Source organism: Streptomyces sp. NPDC002133, assembly GCF_040296405.1.
In the GTDB taxonomy this organism is placed as follows: domain Bacteria; phylum Actinomycetota; class Actinomycetes; order Streptomycetales; family Streptomycetaceae; genus Streptomyces.
Genome location: NZ_JBEOXF010000043.1, coordinates 26066 through 42865 on the forward strand (window position 1 = coordinate 26066; position 16800 = coordinate 42865).

The window sequence follows — 16800 nt, forward strand, 5'->3', positions numbered from 1 at the left end:
TTCGAACTGGTTGACGGGTCCGCAAGTAACGCACGCCGACCATGGTCAGTGGTAACCACAGTTCGCTCCCGGCTCGTCGCAGCGAGGTCCCTCGGACGGCTCCTCGGACCTGCGCGAGGGGTCTTCCACCGAGCGGAACGCCTTGTCAAGGTTCTTCAGTTCTTTGGACGCCGTGGCCTTGGGGATGCTCAGGATCTTCGCCACCGTTGCGGCGTTGCGCTTCGTGCATCCCGGTACAGATTCCGTTTCGATGTGCCAGGTGTCGCCGTCGGCGTAGAAGGCGGGGTTGCCGCCTGTGTCGATTACAGCGATTGGGCCGACGGTCAGCTTCTTCCCGTTCCCGTGTTCCAGCTCCACGTCGAAGACACCGATCCACGGGCTCTCGCCGTCCATGGTGATCTCGTTGCCGGTCGTCAGCGTGAACTGGTCGAAGGCGTTGTCCTCCACGGTGAAAGCCATTTCCGCATCCTTGGTGAAGGGCACCTTGTGCGAGCGGGAGCCCTTCACCCTGGGCTGATCGTCGGGGATCGTGACCTGGTACTTCACCGTGTCCCCGAACTGTCCTCCGATGCCATAGCAAGGCTCCAGGTAGAACGACTGCCGAAACGTCGCCTTGACCTTGGTGATGAGCGCGGGTGCGGTGGCGATGTTCTGCACCGTCACTTTCACATGAGGACCCCACGCGTTGAACTTCTCGAGAGTGCGGGCCTTTCCCTCGCCGAGGTACTCCTTCGTCTCACCCTTGAGCCCTTCGCCGAGCAGGGCCTCGACCTTCGCAATCTTCAAGTCCGACTTGAGGGTCGGTCCGTTCGCCGTGGCGGCCGCGGCCTTCTCCGCGACCTCGTGATCCTGAGACCACGTCCACACCGCCCACGCAGCGGCCCCGAGGACAACGAGAGGAGCAAGGTAGTAGCTCAGCAGTTCAAACCAGCCGCGCAGATGATCGAGGTTCTCCCGCCGGTGAGCCCTGCGGATCCGGCGAGCTAACCGCTGTAGGAGACCGGGCTGAGGCGGCGTAGGCGTGGGTGAGGGCGCCGGCGTAGGGGGCCCGCCAGTCGAGGAACCTGGCGCAGGGCTGGGCGGTCCGCCAGCCGAAGACCCAGAAGGTGGCGTGGACATGCCAGTTGACTCCAAACGGAAGTGCGCGATGAGGGAACTACGGCAAGGCATCCCCTCGAACGCGAAGGGGGCAGCACTGTATGCGCACAGCACTGAGATCCGCCAACCGGCGCATCCAGTCCGTCCGAACCCAGGCAAACTCTTGTCTCATCGTTTCGACCGCAGCCAGGCCCAGCCCCGGCACCGACCGCTCGACGCCCGCGGCGCCTACTGCCGTGCCCTCGACCGCCCCGGCCCTCGCCGAGCTCGAGCGGGCCCTCGACGTGTTCCGCACGGTCAACCGCACCGCCAAGGACGTCGTCTCAGACTCTCACCTGCAGCAACTCGAATGGGTCGCATCCGAGCTCGCGCTCGCGCTGCCCCTCGGCCTCACCGAGACCGCCAGCGGCTCCCTCGCCGACCTCCTCACCTCGGACGCCGTGCACGCCTACCTGCTCCTCGGCCGGCGACAGCCTGCCACCCTGCCATTCACAGAATGTGAATCACCCTCGGGGAAGGGCAGACTCATCGTCATGGCACATCGCACCCGAAGGTCAGCCGGGCCAGTAAAGCCCCTGCTCAAGACGCCTGTCCGGATCGGCAGCCTCGACGCTGCAGCCCTCGTCGGTGAGCTGCGTCAACTACACGAAGAGGCCGAGGACAAGGACGTTGAACGGATGCCGGCTGATGGCGAGTTGTTCCAGGCCCTGCTCTATCTCGAGTCGCACAAGGGGGCACTCAAGAACCCCGAGGCCCGGCGCGTCGCGGGAATCAAGCGCGTGCAGTTGTGGGAGTACCTCCGCGAACAGGTAGACCTACACCAGGCGCAGGCCATCGAGGATGCTCGGGCAGCGAATGCCACGTGGGCAGACCTGGTGCCTGCGCTCGCCGTTAACGCCGCCAGCGCGGCATACAACAAGGCGAAGCGCCTTCGGGCTGCCGTCCTGAGCACCGCGTCGCATGGCGACCGTCCCGTGCGGCGCACCCCTGAGGCGGTCGTCGAGGTGGAACGTCAGATTGCAGCCCAGGCAGCGGCCGAGCGCCGTGCCGAGGAGGAGGCCCGTCGCCGACATGAGCTGGTATTCCCGGTCGCGCAGCGGCTCCTTGAGCATCGGGCGGGGCTGACTGAAGACGAGGACGTCATCTACTGGCTGAACGAGGTTGCCGAGGTACTCCCCCGCTGTGAGACGCCAACGCAGAAGGTCAGTCTTAGAACCTACGTCCAAGCGGTGGTTCGCGAGCTGAGGAAGTCGGAGAGCCGTACGGGCCGGCCGGTAGCGACGACTGAGGAGGCTCGGCTGGCGTATGCCGCGGCAGCAGATCTCTTCCCACGCTGAGGCGGTGTCTCGAGCAGCAGGCGAGCCAGGCGCCCGGTGGCACAGCCCGACGTCGCATCGCACACCTGGCGGGGAGTTCCTCGCCAATAGGGTCTTGACCAGGAAAACTCGGACATTCAGCGGCAGATCGTAGCAACCACTCGATACGCTCCCGCCATGCTCTACATCGCCAACGTCAGCCCCCGAAGTACGGGCAAGACCACGAATTCCGCGTGGATGTGCCACGCGCTGCACGAGCGTGGCCGCAGAGTGATTGGGTACGACGCCGACGACTCCCGGCACTTCAGCCGTTGGCAAGCGACGAGCAACTACCCGTTCCTGGTGCAGCAGGCAGCCACGCCTGCCTTCCACATCAACACGCCCCAGAGCATTCCGGCCGGCTTCGAGGACGGCTTCGGCGTGATCGACGTCGGCCATCTCGAGGACCACAGGGCGGTCGGCGCGTCCGTGCTGCGACTAGCTGACCTCGCGATCATCAATCTGCCGCCGTCGATGAACGACGTGGAGCGGATGGAAGAGCTCCCCATGAAGGAGTTCATTGAGGATGTCGCGCCGCTGCGGGTGGACAACAGACCTCCGGCCACGTGGGTGCTGCTGTGCAAGGCACCGTTTGGCATCAGCGAGACCCCGCGGGTACGCCGCTACCTTGCGGACGAGGGCTACAACGTCTTCACCACCGTGGTGCCGGCCGTCGTGAAGTACATGCGCACCCACGAAGGCTCCGAGATCCAGGCCAAGGGCAGTGTCTTCGACGAGCTCGTGTCCGAGTGGGAAGAGCGGGGGCTGATCCCGAGGTGAGCAAAGCGGATCCCTTCGCCGCGCGTGCCGCTCGCCGCGCCGCCGGAAAGGCCGGCAGCACGCTGCCCAACCAGCAGAGCGGTCTGCCGAGCGTGCCCAGCGCCGTCACCGGCAGTACGGACGCACAGGACACCATCGCCTTCGCCCAGGGCCGGGCGGAGAAGATGATGACGTTCGACGACCTGCCCGACCCTGTAGAGACGCCGGACGCATCGGGCGACCTCAGCCACGAGGAGGAGCAGGTCCTCGACCTGTGCATGCGGGGCATCAAGCAGTTTGAGAATGCCTGGTGGGTCATGGGCAAGGCGCTGGCGAACATCAACGCCCGTCGCCTCTACCGCAAGACGCACAACACCTTCGAGGATTTCTGCCGCGACGTGCTCAACAAGTCCCGCCCCACCGCGTACGAGGAGATGACCTCGTACCCCATCGGGGAGCTGCTGTCTGCACGCGCAGACAAGTCGTTCGAAGCGCAGTCGAACGGAATGTCTGCACGCGCAGACACCACGATCGGCAAGAAGGCCGCCGCTGCCCTGAGCTCGATCACGCAGGACTACGGGGCGGAGGTCTCTGTCGCCTTCGTCGAGACCGTCCAGGACGCCGCTGGCAAGAAGGTGCCGGTCAAGGCAATCACCGGCTTGGTTCAGCAGCTCCCCCGCAGGCAGGACCACGAGCTCACGCCAGAGGAGCTGCTGGCCCGCGCCCGGCAGCTGGTGACCAAGGCCATGAACCCGGAGGGCGAATCTGAAGGGGCAGGCTTCGCAGGCGTTTCGCCGGCACTGGCCTGCCTCCGCGATGCGGTCTCCGACCTGCGGGCGGCGTACCAGAAGCTCACGCCGGCGAAGGTCAAGCAAGCACTCGCCGACGCCCCCGAGGAAGCTGCCGAACTGCTCACCGAAGCTGAGAGGGCCGCGATCAGGGTGAGCAACCGGGTCCGTCCCTGAGCGCCCCTCCCCCGGCACCACAAAGGGTGGCACCGAACTCGTCCGGTGCCACCCTTCATCCCGCTGTTCGCCACGCCGTGTCGGACCGCTCGCCAAGCTGCTGGCGCAGCTCCCTTCGCTCAGCTACGCCTGACCGCGATCGCTCGCCCGATCTTGTTGAGCTCGCTGTCGATCTCCCGCAGCAGAGGCTCGGTGGTCTCCGGGGCCTCGTCGAGGGCGCGTTTCACGGCCGGTTTGCTGATACTGCGGCTCGCCTCGCGCAGCAGCGCCCACGTCTCGTTCAAACGCTGCAGGTCCGCCGAAGCGGAGACCGAACCCTTGGTATTGCTGGCCTGTCCGCTCGACTCCCCAATTGGGGAGTCGCCAGCCTGGCCGAGCGATGTGATGTTCTGCACCGGTGTTCCGTCGGCGTGTGATGCCGAGTCGGCTACCTGCCCAACACTCGATTCCCCAAGCGACTGCGCGCCCGTGGCAGCCGGGTGCGCCGACGGGGGAGCGAGGACATCGCGCACCATCCGCCCGATCTCAGCTGGACTCGAGTCTCGCGTCAGCGGCGGAAGTTGGCGGGCGACGTCGCCCAGGAGCTTGGCCGTTACGCGCTTCCCAGTGCGGGCCACGGCGTCGTAGACCGCCACCGCGGCCCTGTCGCCGGCAACCTGCTTGATGTCGGTCAGTTCCCGAACCTGCGACTCACGCGGCCGGTGACCGAGCTGCGACAGAGCTTCGCCGATCCGCCACTCGTCCATCAGGCGGTACACCTGGGACTCGGAGATTTCCCAGCTGTCCCACACGAACTCGGCAAAGTTTCCGAAGCCCTCGTTACGGTGCAGGTTGCCGGTCTGCATCGTCTCCAGGCTCTTCCCGGCGACCCAGAACGCGTTGTGGAGGTTGTTCATGCCCGCCTTGCAGGCCTCCAACGTCTCCTTCTCCGCGGGCGTGAGGTCACCTTCACCCGCGGGCGGTCGGGGCGCGGGGATGGAGTCGAGGGTCGTACCGACGGGAGCCTTCACCACGACGGTGGCCTCTTGGAACATCGCGGGCACACCGCCGCCCAACAGCCCTTTCCCCGGCCGTACTACCTCAGTCTGGTCGTCGTCGAACACGCCGGTCATGAAGAGGGAGCCTTCCTGCAGTGAGCGTCGATTTCCGAGTTGAGCGACTCCATCTCGTTGGCCAGCGGCACGATGGATTCCGGCACCACATCAGCTCTGCTGGCGCGGCCCGCAGCCACGTCGTAGCTCCTGGCACTGGAGGGCAGCAGCGCAGCGTACTCGCCGAACGTCAGACCCTTGTTGCGGGCGTTGACCGCCGGCATCTCGCGATACCCGACGACTGTGGTCAGCATCGGGGTACTCAATCCGAGCTCCTTGAGCACCGCATCCCGTACCTCTTGGTGCAGTTGTGTAGCGCTGGGGTTCGAGCCGTACAAGCAGGCGCCCGCGACCTGGAGGTAGGGGTTCAGCTGCTTGCGGACCAGCTTGTAGTTGCGGGCGATGCGCCGCATGCCGCGGATGGAATTGGTGTCGGAACGCGTTGGCACGAAGAGCCACCGCGTCGCAGCGAGAGCAAGCTGCTCGAGGCTGTCCAGTTCCGGGGCACTGTCGAAGACGATCTGGTCGTACCAGGGCGCGATCGGCTCGAGGGCCCTCGCCAGTGAGGTCACGACGTGGACGCCTTCCACCGGCATCCGTGCGGTCAGGAGCGTCGCGAGTTCACCGACGGCTTCGCCGCCCGGTACGACGTCGAGGTTGGGGCGCACTTCCCGGATCGGCAGTAGGGGCGTGCGATCGTGGATCGCCCGGTACAGGCCCATTCCATTCAGCACCGAAGGGCCGTCGGGTCGTATGCCGCGGTCGAACGACTCGATGCCCAAGTCGTCGTCATCCTGGCTGGTGACGCAGACGAGGAGCGTGCGCTCGCCGCGTGCCGCGTGCCAGGCGGCCTTGTGGGCGGCGATAGTGCTCTTGCCGACGCCGCCCTTGCCGGTGCCGACCATGACGCAGTTTGCGGGTGGCTCGATGAGCTCCACCGAATTGCTGTGCATCGGAAGCGCCCTCCTTACGTACCTTCAGCGTTCCGCTGAGGCCGCAGCACTCGGCATCCTGGCACACGCCGACTCGGCCGCGTGCGGGCTATGGGATGAACTCCCCAATTGGGGAGTCGGCGTGAACACACCGCTATCGCGCGATGAGTGCGGCGGGTTGTCTGTTCGGTCGGCGTCCGTCAACGTCAAAGTCGCGCCGCATGTCTTGGACCGAACGGCGTCGTAGTCTGGTCGGGTGGCTCGGGAGGAGACACTTTGAACCAGACAATTCGATACGTAACACGTGAAAGTGACGAGGGATCACGACTAAGGCCGGGGGAGTTAGTAAGGTACCGCCATGGTCACTCCAAGCCCCTCCGGAGACAGAGAGAAGGTCGTCTCCAAGTTGCCTTCCTGGCTCCGCCAGGATCTGAAGGTTCGCGCCGCCGAACTCGGCGTCGACATCCAGGACGCAGCCACCGAAGGCATCCATGCCTGGCGTGCCCTGGAGGCCGACTACCCTCCCATAGACACCTCAGGCGCCGCATCGTTCTCGACCTGGCTGCCTGTTGGGCTGTGGGACGACCTCAAGGCCACATCCAACGAACGCGGCATCCCCTTCGTCCAAGGGCTCGCCCAGTCCGTGCAACTGTGGCTTGAGACGCACCCCTCGCCCCGGCACCGACCCGTGACCGGTATTCCATCACGCAAGGTCGTCATCAATCAGAAGGGTGGCGTCGGCAAGACCGCCGTTGCCGCAGGCATCGCCGAAGCGTTCGCGGAAAACGGTCTACGGGTCCTGCTGGTCGACTACGACCCCCAGGGGCACCTGAGCGATCAGCTCGGAATCGAGCAGATCGCCCCCGGCGCTGACAGTCTCGTCCTGCACATGTGCGGGGAAGGCAGAGGCCCTCTGAGCGATCTCATCGTCGCCGTGGACGAGCCCCGCTTCGAGAAGCGCCTCAATGTCCTCCCCGCATGCCCCGACGGGTTCCTCCTCGACGCGAAGATCGCTCTTGCGCGTATGAGGAACAAGGAGTCCGCTCTCGAGCGCGCTCTGCAGCCGATTGAGAAGGACTTCGACGTCATCGTCGTGGACTGTCCGCCCAGCCTCGGCATGGCTACCGATGCGGCGATCTACTACGGCCGCCGCCGGCCGGGCGAAACCGCGGGCGTCTCCGGAATGGTCATCCCTGTCCTGGCTGAGGACTCCTCGGCCACGGCCTACACGATGCTCGCCGATCAGATCGAATCGCTGCGCGACGACATGGGCCTCGAGATCGAGTACCTGGGGCTCGTCGTCAACCTCTACGACAGCCGCCGTGGATACGTGGCGACCTCCTCACTCCAGGAGTGGCGCAGCCTCGGCGACCCAAGAGTCCTCGCGGTCATCGGAGACCTCAAGGAACAGCGCGAAGCAGTACGAATGCGACGCCCCTTGCTGGCCTACTCCCCGCACAGCGACCAGGCCGAGAACATGCGACAGATCGCCCGGGAGATTTCATGAGCAGCAAGAGCGAGACGCTTGGCGCCTCGTCGTCCTTCGCGCGAGCGGGACAAGCGCGAAGCCTGCGCCGGCAACTCACCGACGCTGCCCTCGGCGGCGACCCGAGCGAGCTGCCGCTGCACGTCATCAGCGCCAACCCTGACAACCCGCGCGAGAACATCGGCGACGTCAGCGGCATGGCCTCCAGCCTGCTGGAGATCGGACAGATCCAGGCCATCACCGTGGCCTCCGTCGAGGCCTACCTGCGGGACCGTCCAGAGCGCGCCAGGGAGCTGGATACCGGCGCGCAGTACGTGGTCGTCGATGGCCACCGTCGCCTGGCCGGCGCTCGGGAAGCAGGGCTGCCGTCAATAAAGGTCACGATCGACGACACCCGGGTCTCCACTGACGAGGCGCTTTTGGAAGCGGCCTTCGTTGCCAACGCCCAGCGCGAGAATCTGAGCGACCTCGAGGAAGCACAAGCCCTCCAGACGCTGGTCGAGTTCTACGGATCCCAGCACAAGGCCGCCAAGCGGCTCGGTGTCACCCAGCCCTACATCTCACAGCGCCTCTCATTGCTCGCGCTCGCGCCGGACCTTCAGGCCGACCTCCAGGCCGGCCTACGCAAGGTCGAGCACGTGCGCGGCATGGCGAAGCTGTCGCCGCAGGAACAGCGTGCGACTGCCAACGCCCGTGCAGCACAGGCTGAGGAGAAGAGGCAGGCGAAGGCCACTCAGCGCAGGGAGTCGGCGGTCGCGGGTGGGCCCGCCGGTGAAAACGACGCGATCACCCGAGGCGGGGCAGACCTGGCTTCCGGTCGGAGTGATAACGACGTAATCACCAGTGGGGGAGAAGCAGGCACTCCGCCCGGTGATAACGGCGTTATCGCCGCCTCAGGTCCCGCGGCGGCGAGGGCCCAGGACAGTGATAACGACGTAATCAGTCGGCGTCCCACTGACGGTTCGGCATCAGCGGGTGGCACACGTACCGCCCCTGATGAGGCCGTGAGGCTGCCGTGGGACAGCCCGCAGGCACTCAACCAGCTGGTACGTAGGCACATGTCGGACGAGGACCGCATCACGCTGGCCAAACTTCTTGCGGAGGACTGATCGCGCCGAAGCGGTCTTTGTCTCGGCAGAACGCTGAGACAAAGACCCGCGCCATGCAAGGCTGGATCTTCAGAGGAGTCTGGACTCGGTGCTCGAACGATCCATCACAACGGGGGAGAGGAACGTACCTGTGAAGCAGCCGCGGCTGACCCGGGCGCATCGACTGCTGATCGGGGTGGTCATCGCAGGTGCCGTGCTCATCGCTGGCATCGGCTTCGTCGGCTCGTATGCCGCCGTACGCGACCTCGCCGAGAAGAAGGGCTTCGGTGACTTCTCGTACGTCTTCCCGATCGGCATCGACGCCGGCATCTGCGTCCTGCTGGCGCTGGACCTGCTGCTGACGTGGATCCGCATCCCGTTCCCGCTGCTGCGTCAAACGGCATGGCTGCTGACGGCCGCGACGATTGCGTTCAACGGTGCGGCTGCCTGGCCCGACCCGCTCGCCGTCGGCATGCACGCCGTCATCCCCGTCCTCTTCGTCGTCTCCCTTGAGGCTGCCCGGCACGCGGTGGGCAGGATCGCGGACATCACCGCTGACAAGTACATGGAGGGCGTGCGGCTCACTCGCTGGCTGCTCTCCCCAATCCCCACCTTCAAGCTGTGGCGGCGGATGAAGCTGTGGGAGATCCGTTCCTACGGAAGCGCGGTCCAGCTCGAGCAGCACCGCCTGGTCTACGAGGCCCAGTTGCAGGCACGCTACGGCCGCCGCTGGCGCCGCAAGGCCCCCGTGGAGGACCTGATGCCGCTGCGTTTGGCCAACTACGGCGTCCCGCTTGCCGAGACCGCACCGCACGTTCTGGAGGCCGCCGGCCTTGATCTGAGCACTGTGACCGTAGAGCGCGACAACCGGGCGGTCGCCCAGCCTGACGGCGAGCACCAGCGGGCCCTGGATGTGGGGGAGTCCGGCGAGCCTGCAGCCGTCGGCCACGCAGAGGACGAAGTCCCCACGGCGGCTCCCGTGCCGGACGGTTTCCCGGTTCCCGAGCAACAGGGCATTCCCGCGGCCGAACTGGGGGAGCCCTGCCGCGCATTCATCGACCAGTACGGCGTTTTCCCCAGCGCGGGCCAGTTCGCCTTCTTCCTCGCCCAGGCCTACGGGGTGACCGATGCGGAGACCGGTGGCCCGCTGGCCGAGGCCGATCTGGAGCCGGTGCTGGCTGAGCTGTACCGGACGCTGGCCGAGCCGGTGACCGATGACCGGTCGGCCGAGCCGGTCATGACCGACGTGGACGACCAGGGCGCCAGCCCTGTGACCGATCACCTGGGCGTCTCCGAGTTCCACCCGTTCTTCGGGCCCGGCGCCGCGCAGTCGGCGATGGGGGAGCCGGCGGACGCGCGGCCGTACGCTGCCGAACCGGTGCCAGTACCGACGGCCTCTACATCGGGAGACCACATCGTCGGCGGGGGAGTGCCCCAGCAGATCGCCCTGGATGTCCCGACGTCGACCACGGCTGGGGCGTCCGCTGCGGGCGAGCCGGCCGTCTGGGAGGCGACGGTCACCGACACGGGCGCGGCCACAGCGCGGTTGCCCGCGCAGCAGACGCAGGAGCCCGACCTGGACCCTCTGCAGCAGCAGATCGTCACCGTCGCGGGGTGGCTGGCCGAGGCCGAGGACGTCGGCGAGAAGCTTTCCGGGGCCGAGGTTGCGCGCCGCCTGGGGGTGTCCCCGAAGACCGGTCAGCGCCGTGTCATCGACGCGGCCAAGTACTTGGAGGAGCAGCGTCGGCAGCAGGGTCGTCCCCGCCTCCGGTCGGTCAGAGACTGATCCTGTCCCGCCCCGCGCGAGTGACCGATGACCGGTGCCGGTCATCGGTCACTGCCGTTTCTGCGCCCCTGTCGGCCGTGACCGCTGTCCCCGTGACCGATGCCGGTGTCTGGTGACCGCTGTCCCCGTGACCGATCCGGCTGTCTGTGACCGGTGACCGATGGGGGCCACATCGGCCATCGGTCACGACCGATCCGCCACGGATCGGTCACCGCTTTGCCGTGACCGATCCATCTTCTCGGCGTCCCCTTCCCGTGGGCGCAGGCCTGGGTTGCCCACCCCGGGGAGGGGCTTGCCCGGGGTTGCATCAATCGGTCACGAGGGCTTGCCCGGCTCCTCAGGGGGCTTGCCCAATCGGTCACCGGCGGCTTGCCCAGCGAATGGGCAAGCTTTCCACCTGGGCTTTTCGGGAGTTGGGCAAGCCTTCGGGCAAGCCGGTCTGAGGAGAGTGCACGGCACCAGATCCGAAAGGAGACGTGCCGTGCTCGAGCGACAGCACCCCGTCCACATCGTCGGCGGGATTTTTGGCCGCCTGGATGCGGAGTGGGCTGCGCTGTGCGCGGACGCCTCCGTCCAGGCCGCGGTGACCGATTGGCTGGTGGCCGATCGCCTGGCCGACGACGTCGCGGCCGTGACCGATTTCCGGGTTCGCGCTCTCGGTCCCGCTCAGTTGCTCGCCGCCCTTCGGTCACGCGACGGAGCCGTGACCGATGCGCTGACCGATGCCGTGTTGCGCGGCCTGCTGCGGCGCGCGGCCGGCCGTGACCGATCGGCCGCGCTCGCCGCGCGCATCGTCGTGCAGGCGATGATCCCGGCCGCGGTCCGCATGACCCGCGGCCAGTGCCGTCCCTTCGGCGGCCGCACCTTCGACGCGATCGGTCACATGACGGTGGCGGCGCTCTTCGAAGTGGCGTGCTCGGGACGCATCCACACCCGGCCCGGCCGGCCCGCCGCCAACCTCGCCCTGGACGCGCTGCGCCGTGTCTGCGCCGAGCTCGCCACTGAGCGAGAAGAGCGCGGCGAGGAGCTGGCCGCCGCCGAGGACTTGGCCGACACCGCGCCCGGACCGCACGAGTACGCCCACGCCTACGCGGTACGTGCGGCCGCGGCCGCGGCTGGCCTCCATGCGCCCGGGTCTGCCGGCGAAGCGGGGGCCGAGGCGAGCCGTGCCCGCCTAGAGCTGCTCGAGCTGGTTCTGGACGCGATGGCGGCCGGCACCCTTTCGCCCGCCGATGGCCGGGCCATCGCCTGGCACTACACCACCGCCCCCGTTCCGGATGCCGAGGCCGCTGCACGCGCCGGCACGACGGCCGGGGCGTGGCAGCGGCGCCGGTCGCGCGCTGTCGCCCGGCTGACAGCCGCGCTCCCTGCGAGGGCTGCGGCATGACACCGCCTTCTCGCCCGACCACCGTCCGCCCGCTCCCTCAGAAGGAGAACCGCATGCCCAAGGCCGATAGGACGCCCCTGGATGCAGACGAGGAGCGCGTCACCCGCGCCCAGCGTCTGCTCATCCAGTTGGGCGCCGAACTGGTCTCGCAGCCCTTCGACACCCGCACCCACGACCGCCTGCGTGCCTTCCTCGCCGACGACGCCGATGAGGTCCTCGCCTCGCTCGAGATCCTGCAACAGCGCCCGGAGACCGAACTGCGCCGGCGGATTGCCGAGCTGGCCGGCCACCGCCTCCTCCCGTTCGGGGGTGCGTGATGAAGTCCGCATGGACTCGCCGCCGCCCGGCCCAGCCCGCACCCGCCGGACCGGCCGAGCCCGAGCCGGAGCACGGGCAGGCAGACGACGGTCCGGACTATGTCGGCGGCTGGTCTACCGGCGCCCAGGCCAACACCTCGGCTCTGATCCGCTGGGCCGCATGGGGGCTGCTCGTCCTCGGGCCGCTGCTCGGCGCCGCCGCCTACCTCTCGGCACCTGCTTCGGCCGGCGCCGCCAGGCCCAAGGCGGCGACCACCGCGCCCGCCACCGCCGGCGCCCAGGGTGCAGCGGGCTTCGCCCAGCTCTTCGTTGCCGCCTACCTTGCCGCGGGGGAGGGCGATGAGGCCAAGCTCGTCGCCTACTACCCGCCGGCCACCAGTCTCCGCCTCGAGGGAGACTCGGGCCGACGTGCGGGCGAGCAGCTCACCGTCGTGCGGCTGCGCCAGACCGATCGCGGAATCTGGTCGGTGACGGTGGCCGCCCGGATCAGCGACCCCAGCCCCACCACCAAGCCGTCCGATGCGGATCGCCCGGATGGGAAGCGCGACGCCGGGACGGCGGCCGCCGAGGCCGTGCACTACTTCCAGGTCCCCGTCGCCACCTCGCCCGCCGGCGGCGGAGCGAGCGGCTACGTCGCCCTCGCGATGCCGGCCGAAGTCGGCGCCCCCGCACGGATCCAGCCGCCACAGCTCGTCTACGGGCCGATGCGGCCGGCCCTCCCCTCGGATCCGCGGACCCAGGCCGTCACCGAGTTCCTCACCGCCTACCTCGCCGGCGCGGGGGAGCTGGACCGCTATCTCGCCCCCGGCACCCAGCTCACCGCGATCGCCCCCACCCCCTACACGGGCATCGCCGTCGACCAGCTCGCCATCGAGGGCGAGCAGGGATCCGAGCCCGTCACCTCCGTGCCCGCCGACGGAACCCAGCTGCGCCTCATGGTCGCGCTGCGCGCCACCGGCCACGACACGGTCCGTGTCCCGCTCACCTACGCGCTGACCCTCAAAGCCCGGGCCGGCCGCTGGGAGATCGCCGCCCTCGACGGCGCCCCCGCCACCGCACCGGCACGTACGCCCCACCCCGCTCCCACGCCCTGAACAGGAGAAGCCTCCATGCCTGAAACCCTGACGCTCGCCGCCGGATGGATCGACACCGGGACCGGCCTCGGCAACGACATCAAGGACCTCATCTTCAACGTCGCCATTCCCGTGCTGTGCGGGGCGTTCGTCGTCATCGTCGGCGTCAAGACCAAGGCCCCCGGGCCGACGATCATGGCCGTGATCTTCGCTGCGATTGTCTGGGGCGGGTCCGCCAACATGGACCGTCTCAAGGACAAGACCACGGAGGACATCACCCAGTACGACGGCGGAGGCGGCGGACAGCTCACCGGGCCGGGTGACCAGTGACCGCCGCCGCACGGGAGATGAGCGACGACGGTGAGCTCATCGGCCGCTGCTACACCAAGGCCCGCCGCACCCCGCTGGTCGTCGGCTCCGTCCCGGGAGGCGCCGGCCGCAGCCTGCGCCTCCCCGGCGGCCCGTACACGCTGACCCAGCTTGCCGCGATCGTCATCAGCTTCGTCGTGCTGATCCTGACCCGCTCGTTGTGGGGCGGTCACGGCCTCGTCGACATCGTCGTGCTGCTCGGTACGCCGGTCGGTGCCGCCTTCGCGCTGCGGCACCTGCACATCGACGGCCGCAACCCGGCCGCAGCTGCAGCCAGCGTCGCCGTGATGCTCGCCGGCCCGCGCTGGGGCGTCCTGCGAGGACGCCCCTACAAGCCGGCCCGGCCCGCACACGGCGACACCCTCATCACCCTCACCGCCGTCGATGCGCCGCCCGCCGTCCTCTCGGCGACACCTGGCAATGCCAAGCAGCCCCGCCCCGCTGTCGCTTCGCCGGCTCCCCGCACCGGCGCGGCGCCGGTGGCGTCCGGGGTGCAGGTCCTGCTCGCCCGGCGCGCCGCGGCCGGGAACCGAACCGATCTGGAGAACTGATGCGTCTGCCGATCCGGCACGTCGCCGGCAACTTGGTCTTCACCACCCATGGCACCACCTGGGCGATCTGGCGGGTCGCGGCCGCGAACTACTCTCATGCGCCAGCCACGGCCAAGCAGCGCCGGCTCAAAGCCCTCGAGGCGCTGTTCAGGTCGCTCACGGGCGAGCCAATGCTGATGTCGCTGTGTCCTCAAGTCGATCCGATCGCTGTGGTCCGCGCGATGGTCGCCGACGTCGACCTGAGCAAGTCGCCCCGCTACGAGCGGCTTGGCCACGCGGTACTGGACCAGCTCAAGGAGATGGAGCTCACCGGCCGCACCGACTGGCTCGCTATCCCGCTGCCGGCGCAGTCCCACAAGGACGCCCTGCTGGGTGCGTTCTCCGCGGCGCGGGCCGAAGTCGCCCAGCAGCTCGGCCTGATGCCCGCGCCCATCACCGCCGGCGAGGTCGAGCGACGCAGTGAGCAGGCGGCGCGGATGCAGGCGCAGTGGCCAGCCGGGGTGTCGATGCGTCCGGCGACCGAGGCGGAAATCCTGTGGATCTACGGCCACTCGGCACGGCGCGGGCTCGCCGAGCCGTTCCTGCCCGACGGTTCGGAGCCGGCGGTCCGCGGCCGCGGCCGCGCCGTCGCGGCGCTGGGCGAGGTACTGCTCGCCGAAGGCGGAGCCGACTTCACCGACCGGCGCATGGTCCCGGGCAACCCGTTCGAGCGCCGGTTCCTACAGGTCTCCAGCGAGTGGGGCAACTCCTACCAGGCGCTGCTCGCCCTTTCCGAAATGCCGGAGGCCTTCGCGCTGCCCGGAGCGGCGTACCTGCAGCAGCTGGACGATCTCGCCTACCCGGTCGACTGGACCGCCCGCCTCGTCATCACCCCCGGCACGAAGGCCGAACCCAAAGTCCGCAAGCGGGCCCGGCACCTGAAGTCCCAAGCCGACGAATACGCCGGCGACCCGGCCGGCCCGCCCGCCTCCATCGAGAGGAACAAGGCCGACAACGACGAGTACCGCGACCGGCTCACCGCGAACCGGCGCGAGGTCGAAATACGGGCCATGGTCACCCTCGCCGTCTGGGGCACCACCCCCGACGACGCCCAGGACCGGGCCGCCGCCCTCGCCTCCGACTTCGGGTCCACCGACTACACCTTCGCCCGCCCGGTGGGGGAGCAGACCAACCTGTGGCACGCCATGCTGCCCGGCTGCCGCACCCCCCGGGTGATGACCGGGTACGCCCAGTACCTGCTCGCCCGCGACTTCGCGATGGCCATGCCCTGGTGCGGCTCCCAGCTCGGCGACGAACGCGGCGGCCTGTTCGGCCTGCAGCTCGCCTCAGGCGGCGCCCGGCCGGTCATGGTCGACCCCGCCCGCGGCCCCCGCGAGAACGCCTCCGCGTCGATGGCGTTCATCGGCGAGCTCGGCGCCGGCAAGTCCGTCGGTCTCAAGGCCGCGGTCTACAACGTCCTCGCCCGCGGCCACCAGACCGGCAAGCCGGGCTCCCGCGGCCGTGCCGTCATCGTCGACCGGACCAAGGAAGAGGAGTGGGCACGCTTCGCCAAGGCCTGCCCCGGCACCAGCCAGATCATCCGCATCGACCAGAACGCCGAAGTGTCCCTCGACCCGCTGCGCCTGTACGTACGCGACAGCCCCAAGGTCGCGGCCCGCTTCTGCGAGTCGTTCCTCACCCTGCTGCTCGGCGTGAAGCCCATGGACCTGGAAGGCGTCGCACTGTCGGAAGCGGTCCAGGCCGTCCTCGAGCAGCCAGCGCCCTCGACGCGGGCGCTCGTCGACGAGCTCACCGCCCGCGGCGGAGAAGACACCGCCGCACGGAACCTGGCCCGCAAGCTGAACGCCGTCGCCCGCAAAGACCTCGCCGCCGCCGTGTTCGACGACACCCTGCCGGTCGTCGACACCGCCCGCGCCGACTCCGTCGTCTTCCTCGTCAACTCCCTGCAGCTCCCCAAGAAGAGCGAGCTCGCCTCCGAGCACCGCATCGAACGCCTCGAGTTCGAGAAGGTGCTGGGCCGCGCGCTGATGTACCTGATCGCCGCGGTGGCACGCGAAACGGTCATGAAGGCGAAGCACGAGTTCGGCGTCGCCGTCTTCGACGAATGCTGGTGGCTCACCAGCTCGGACGAGGGCCTGGAGCTGCTGCTGGAGCTCATGCGCGACGGCCGCAAGCACAACGCCGCCGCATACGTCGGCAGCCACGACCCCCACGACATCGGGCCGACGGAGTCGGAGAAGGGCGCCATCATCCGCGGCCTCATCCCGCACCGGCTCCTGTTCCGGCAGACCACCCGCGCCCTCGCGTCGCGCGGCCTCGAGTTCCTTGGGGTCGATGCCACCGATGCCGAACTGTTGGACCTCGTCACCGCCGGCCTGTCCCCGCTCGACCTCCCGGAGGAGGAGAAGCTCGTGCGGGCGGGGGAGTGCCTCTACCGCGACCTGGCCGGCCGGGTCGGCCTGATGAAGGTCCTCATCCCCTTCGACCCTGCCGTCATGCGCGTCATCCACACCACGCCCAGCGACCACCGGGCCGCGGTATGA

The 16800-nt window shown here is 68.6% G+C and carries 15 protein-coding genes; 12 read left to right on the plus strand and 3 right to left on the minus strand.

Going from position 1 to position 16800, the window contains the following annotated elements:
• Positions 1-45: 45 nt before the first annotated feature.
• Positions 46-786, minus strand: a complete 741-nt coding sequence (locus tag ABT078_RS30280; protein WP_351233283.1) for a hypothetical protein — start codon at positions 784-786, stop codon at positions 46-48.
• Between the two features lie 413 nt (positions 787-1199).
• Here ABT078_RS30280 and ABT078_RS30285 point away from each other — a divergent pair, with 413 nt between their 5' ends.
• The 3 genes from ABT078_RS30285 (at position 1200) to ABT078_RS30295 (ending at position 4177) form a co-directional block, all read left to right on the plus strand.
• The gene (locus ABT078_RS30285) at positions 1200-2435 is read left to right on the plus strand and encodes a hypothetical protein (RefSeq protein ID WP_351233285.1); all 1236 of its coding nucleotides are present in this window, start codon (positions 1200-1202) and stop codon (positions 2433-2435) included.
• Positions 2436-2591: 156 nt separating this feature from the next.
• The gene (locus ABT078_RS30290; RefSeq protein ID WP_351233287.1) at positions 2592-3233 is read left to right on the plus strand and encodes a ParA family partition ATPase; all 642 of its coding nucleotides are present in this window, start codon (positions 2592-2594) and stop codon (positions 3231-3233) included.
• Positions 3230-4177, plus strand: a complete 948-nt coding sequence (locus tag ABT078_RS30295) for a hypothetical protein (RefSeq protein ID WP_351233289.1) — start codon at positions 3230-3232, stop codon at positions 4175-4177. The genes ABT078_RS30290 and ABT078_RS30295 overlap by 4 nt, the downstream gene beginning before the upstream one ends.
• A 119-nt stretch (positions 4178-4296) precedes the next feature.
• Here the strand turns inward: ABT078_RS30295 and ABT078_RS30300 are convergent, their stop codons facing one another.
• Positions 4297-5289: a hypothetical protein gene (locus ABT078_RS30300; RefSeq protein ID WP_351233290.1), complete on the minus strand. Its 993-nt coding sequence runs from the start codon at positions 5287-5289 to the stop codon at positions 4297-4299.
• Positions 5286-6221: a ParA family protein gene (locus ABT078_RS30305; protein WP_351233292.1), complete on the minus strand. Its 936-nt coding sequence runs from the start codon at positions 6219-6221 to the stop codon at positions 5286-5288. Before ABT078_RS30305 ends, ABT078_RS30300 begins: the two co-directional genes overlap by 4 nt.
• A 337-nt stretch (positions 6222-6558) precedes the next feature.
• Between ABT078_RS30305 and ABT078_RS30310 the strand changes: the two genes are divergently transcribed.
• The 9 genes from ABT078_RS30310 (at position 6559) to ABT078_RS30350 (ending at position 16800) form a co-directional block, all read left to right on the plus strand.
• On the plus strand, positions 6559-7707 hold the full coding sequence (locus tag ABT078_RS30310) for a ParA family protein (RefSeq protein ID WP_351233294.1): 1149 nt from the start codon (positions 6559-6561) through the stop codon (positions 7705-7707).
• Positions 7704-8795, plus strand: a complete 1092-nt coding sequence (locus tag ABT078_RS30315; protein WP_351233296.1) for a ParB/RepB/Spo0J family partition protein — start codon at positions 7704-7706, stop codon at positions 8793-8795. The genes ABT078_RS30310 and ABT078_RS30315 overlap by 4 nt, the downstream gene beginning before the upstream one ends.
• 130 nt (positions 8796-8925) lie before the next feature.
• Positions 8926-10560 carry a DUF2637 domain-containing protein gene (locus ABT078_RS30320; protein WP_351233298.1) on the plus strand — a complete coding sequence of 545 codons (1635 nt, stop codon included), beginning with the start codon at positions 8926-8928 and terminating at the stop codon, positions 10558-10560.
• A gap of 481 nt (positions 10561-11041) precedes the next feature.
• Positions 11042-11947, plus strand: coding sequence for a hypothetical protein (locus ABT078_RS30325; protein WP_351233300.1), 906 nt, complete (start codon positions 11042-11044; stop codon positions 11945-11947).
• Between the two features lie 53 nt (positions 11948-12000).
• On the plus strand, positions 12001-12264 hold the full coding sequence (locus ABT078_RS30330; protein ID WP_351233302.1) for a hypothetical protein: 264 nt from the start codon (positions 12001-12003) through the stop codon (positions 12262-12264).
• A complete protein-coding gene (locus tag ABT078_RS30335; RefSeq protein WP_351233304.1) occupies positions 12264-13358 on the plus strand; it encodes a conjugal transfer protein in 1095 nt (364 codons plus the stop codon). Before ABT078_RS30330 ends, ABT078_RS30335 begins: the two co-directional genes overlap by 1 nt.
• A 15-nt stretch (positions 13359-13373) precedes the next feature.
• On the plus strand, positions 13374-13667 hold the full coding sequence (locus tag ABT078_RS30340; protein ID WP_351233306.1) for a hypothetical protein: 294 nt from the start codon (positions 13374-13376) through the stop codon (positions 13665-13667).
• Between the two features lie 17 nt (positions 13668-13684).
• The gene (locus ABT078_RS30345) at positions 13685-14257 is read left to right on the plus strand and encodes a hypothetical protein (protein ID WP_351233308.1); all 573 of its coding nucleotides are present in this window, start codon (positions 13685-13687) and stop codon (positions 14255-14257) included.
• Entirely contained in the window at positions 14257-16800 is a 2544-nt protein-coding gene (locus tag ABT078_RS30350) for an ATP-binding protein (RefSeq protein WP_351233310.1), read from the plus strand. The genes ABT078_RS30345 and ABT078_RS30350 overlap by 1 nt, the downstream gene beginning before the upstream one ends.